Raw genomic sequence first — 3,644 nt, 5'->3', positions numbered from 1 at the left:
TTTGAAATATCATCAATTGAAAAATCAGAATCAATCAGCTTGTAGAGCTGGTTGATTTTTTTTGTCGTGTCGTAAACGGCTCTGTTAAACAAATCTGCATAAGAATCCTTTGATTTGATGGTCTCATCACAAGGATGTACCCATTCTTTATGGTTGAGGTTCATGTAGTCATCCTTGTCTTCAAATTCCTTTTGAATAAGTGCCTTTGTAACGGCGTGAGGATGACCTGTTATTTTCTCCAATATTCCGAAAAATATTTTCTTTCTTCCGCTCTTGTCGGGAAAAAAGGAAAATAGATCCATATAGTCCTTTATACAGTCAAAAACAGCATTTTCTGGAAGACTTTCATTGATGGTTTCCTTTATAAGGAATTCATAGAGATGTTGTATTGCAAAGATCTCCTTATTAGTAGGTGTAAATGTTTCCTGGTATGGAAAATCAACAGAACTAATTTTTTTAAGACTTTTTGAATTCAGTGCGTCAAGAATCATTTCATATTCCTTATGGTAGTGGGAATATATTTCTGTATTTCGATCTCCTTTTTTGTATAAGCCTGAATGATAAAAAATGAAGGGATGAGATATTGAATCCAGTGAAAGGTGGCAAACGAATCCCATGGCATAAGACAATATTTGCTTCTTTTCATCATTATCCTTAATTACATCAGCGTATTTGAACAAGTTATAGATCAGTTTGTTTGTTTCGCTTTTATGAATTATGCCTCCATACTTTCTATATCCTTTGTTTTTTCTCCAAGGAGCTACCCCTTGGTATAAAAAGAAATCAGGTCCCTGGCTACCTAAATTGAAAAGTTTCCTGTTTTTCAGTATTGCTTCTCTTATATCATTGTCTATAAGTTCAATGGCCAGTTCACCGCAGTAGTAGTGGTTTAGTATATCAGACATAAAGGTTCTCCTTAGTTATTTGTGCGAATTCATATATTTTATTATACAACATATTGACAAAATTTGTAATATATAGTATTGTTTAAATGAACACATGAGCAGTTGTTCATGTGTTTGTCGAAAAGACAATGAAGTTGTGGGATTTAAATTAATGAAGTTTTATCTCACAACAAGTTTCGTACTGATTTTAAATTATTTTATATACAATTGAACCGTTTATATATCAAATAATTTATAAATCAACTCAACTAAAGTTGTGATATAAAGACTAGGAGATAATATGAAAAACAAGGAGATACAGGTATGTGATTCTTTTTGCATACATGAAGATGTAGTGGGCAAGGCAAGAGAGAATATGTTGGAAGATGAAAAAATCTATGAACTTGCTGACCTTTTTAAGGTATTTGGGGATAGTACCAGAATTAAGATATTAAGGGCTCTTGCACTTAATGAAATGTGTGTATGTGATATTGCATCCCTATTGTGTGTTAGCCAGTCGGCAGTGTCTCATCAGCTTAGGACACTTAAAAATGCAAGACTTGTTAAGTTCAGGAGAGAAGGTAAGGTTGTGTATTATTCACTTGATGATGATCATGTCCTTAGCATATTCGTTCAGGGACTTGAGCATATTGAACATAGATAGACATGAGTTGATTGGAAGGAGATTATTATGGCAAAAGTAAAAATTAAACAAATGAATGTAAAATCAGGAGTTAAACCTGTGAAGACTTCAAAAAAAATAGAGATAAAGAATCAAAAAGATTCATGTGGATGTGGTCACTGTGGTATTGATATTGATGAAATTATGGAACCAGAAATAGTGAATGATATTCATGAGAATGAAGAACATCACGAATGTGGTTGCGGACATTGCAGCATAGATTTTACTGAAGAGCTGAATATTGATGATTCTGAACAATTTGAAATTGTTAAAGACAAAGATTCAAGGCTAAACATGAAGATGGCGAGAATAGGTGTTGGTGCATTAATATTTGTAGCAGGGTTGGTTTTCAGGAATAGTGGATTTGCAGTATATATATTCCTCGCATCCTATTTTATCCTTGGATATGAGGTTATAATGAAGGCATTTACCAATATAAGGAAGGGCGATTTTCTTGATGAGAATTTTCTTATGGTGGTTGCTTCAGCAGGAGCAATAATAATAGGAGAATATCCTGAAGCTGCAGGAGTAATGCTGTTTTATGGGGTTGGTGAATACCTTCAGGATATGGCTGTTGACAATTCAAAAAAATCCATAAAGGCATTATTAAACATTAAGCCTGATTATGCAAATATTGAACATGGAGATCATATTGACAGGGTCAAACCGGACAAGGTGAAAATCAATGATGTAATAGTTATTAAGCCAGGTGAAAAGATACCTCTAGATGGAGTTGTTATTGAAGGACAGTCATCCCTTGATACGTCGGCTCTTACTGGAGAATCTCTGCCTAGGGAAGTGGAAATAAAAGATGAAATATTGGCTGGAACTATCAATATAAACGGTTTGTTAAGGGTAAGAGTAACCAAGTCGTTCGGTGAATCAACGGCTTCAAAAATACTCAAAATGGTACAGGAAGCTTCCAACAAGAAGGCAAAGATGGAGAACTTCATAACGAAATTTGCAAAATACTATACTCCAGCTGTTGTTGGTGCAGCAGTAGTAATAGCAATAATTCCTTCTCTGGCAATCCATGGTGCCATAACAAGGGACTGGATTTACAGAGGTCTTATATTCCTGGTAGTATCCTGTCCGTGCGCTCTGGTTCTTTCAATACCCCTTGCGTATTTTGGAGGTATTGGTGCAGCATCCAAGAAAGGAATTCTTGTCAAAGGAGGAAACTATCTTGAAGCTCTTGTAAATGCTGATAGGGTAATATTCGACAAGACAGGTACACTTACTGAGGGTAAATTTACAGTTACGAATATAACTCCAGAAAATGGGATTTCAGAAGATGAACTTTTATACTATGGTGCATATGGAGAATACTACTCAAATCACCCAATCGCTGAATCAATCAAGAAGGGATTTGGGGAAAATATTGACAAGAGACTGATTTTAAAACATGAGGAGCTTTCAGGATTTGGAATCAAGGCAAATATTGACAACAAGCAGGTTCTCGTAGGTAATGAAAAGCTAATGAAGAAATCGGGAATAGAGATTATAGAAAATACCGAAAATGGTACAACGGTACATATTGCAATAGATGGCAAATACAAGGGGTTCATTAGTGTTGAAGATGTACTTAAAGAGAGTAGCTACAATGTTGTAGAAAACCTTAAGAAGAATGGAATCAAGAAAGTTATAATGCTTACAGGAGACAATGAAAACACAGCCAGGAATATAGCAGACTTGCTTAAACTTGATAAATATCATGCTGGGCTCCTACCTGGAGATAAGCTTAATATTCTCAAGAAATATCTTAACAAGAAGACTACAACAATTGCAGTAGGAGATGGTATAAACGACGCACCTCTTCTGGCTGGATCAGATATTGGATTTGCAATGGGTGCCCTTGGTTCAGATGCTGCAGTCGAGGCGGCTGATATAGTACTTATGACTGATGAACCTTCAAAAATTGCTGAAAGTATAGGTATAGCAAGAAAGACAAGGACAATAGTTTGGCAAAACATAATATTTGCCCTTGGAGTCAAAGGGTTGGTAATGGTTCTCAGTACAATGGGTCTTGCACAAATGTATCAGGCTATATTTGCAGATGTTGGTGTGGCTCTTATAGC

General features: G+C 35.5%; 3 protein-coding genes. 2 read left to right on the top strand and 1 reads right to left on the bottom strand.

The genetic code is table 11. The features are described 5' to 3' along the window. On the bottom strand, positions 1 to 905 hold a 905-nt coding region (locus AC3AX0_RS05095), incomplete at its 3' end, for a zinc dependent phospholipase C family protein (RefSeq protein ID WP_487549227.1). 280 nt (positions 906 to 1,185) lie between these two features. Here AC3AX0_RS05095 and AC3AX0_RS05090 point away from each other — a divergent pair. Next, positions 1,186 to 1,548 (top strand): ArsR/SmtB family transcription factor, encoded by a 363-nt coding sequence (locus AC3AX0_RS05090; protein ID WP_487549226.1) that lies wholly within the window; start codon positions 1,186 to 1,188, stop codon positions 1,546 to 1,548. Between the two features lie 27 nt (positions 1,549 to 1,575). Next, the coding region (locus tag AC3AX0_RS05085; RefSeq protein ID WP_487549225.1) for a heavy metal translocating P-type ATPase at positions 1,576 to 3,644 on the top strand (2,069 nt) is incomplete at its 3' end.

The organism is Dethiosulfatibacter sp. (assembly GCF_983023055.1).
This window is presented reverse-complemented; position numbering and strand designations above follow the sequence as displayed.